This is a genomic window from Vibrio sp. 070316B, assembly GCF_013114115.1.
GTDB classification, from domain to species: domain Bacteria; phylum Pseudomonadota; class Gammaproteobacteria; order Enterobacterales; family Vibrionaceae; genus Vibrio; species Vibrio chagasii_B.
On the sequence record NZ_VTYC01000086.1, the window covers coordinates 1 to 616 of the forward strand.

The 616-nt window shown below is 48.7% G+C and carries 1 pseudogene; it reads left to right on the forward strand.

The features are described 5' to 3' along the window. A pseudogene (locus tag F0251_RS24340) lies at positions 1 to 606 on the forward strand (hypothetical protein); the annotation flags it as partial. Positions 607 to 616: the final 10 nt, after the last annotated feature.

Genomic DNA, 616 nt, shown 5'->3' on the forward strand with positions numbered 1-616 from the left:
CAAGACCAATGGCTAACGATAGAGTTCAGTACGGTGAAAGAGCTACCACGCTCGAACTTCTTCCAAGGGCCAGTGGTTGCAGACAACGATGACCTCACCTGTCTAGTGGATGCGGGCACTTATTTAGATAAGTTGGATGGTATTGCTATTAACTTGCAGGTGAGTATGGATATCTCTGGTGAAGAGGTCACCCCAGCTTACTTGACGTACGGTGGCAACAACTACATGCGCAGTCGTACACCGGGCTCGTTAACCGATGGCGAGACGGGCATCAAAGATGAGTTGGTGTCGTACTCTACGCGCTTCTGGGATGTATCGAATGGTAACTTCTTTGCTAAAGACAGCTATCGTCAGCAAATGAAGGCCAACATCATGACAGACGAAGAGAGTCAGTCGGCGTTTTTGAACCCAACGTATGCCTTTAAAGAGAGAAGTGTCGCGGCTTCAGGTTGGAGATTGTCCGTGAAGCTGGGTGACCGATACGGTGAGATAGTAGACCTTGAAGGTTTGGATGATATAGAGCTTATTATTAAGCACCGATACTACTCCCGCAATGCAGAGACGTGTGGCGGAGGAGACTCAGGCCCACTGATCTTGCTAAGGTAACCAACAATAG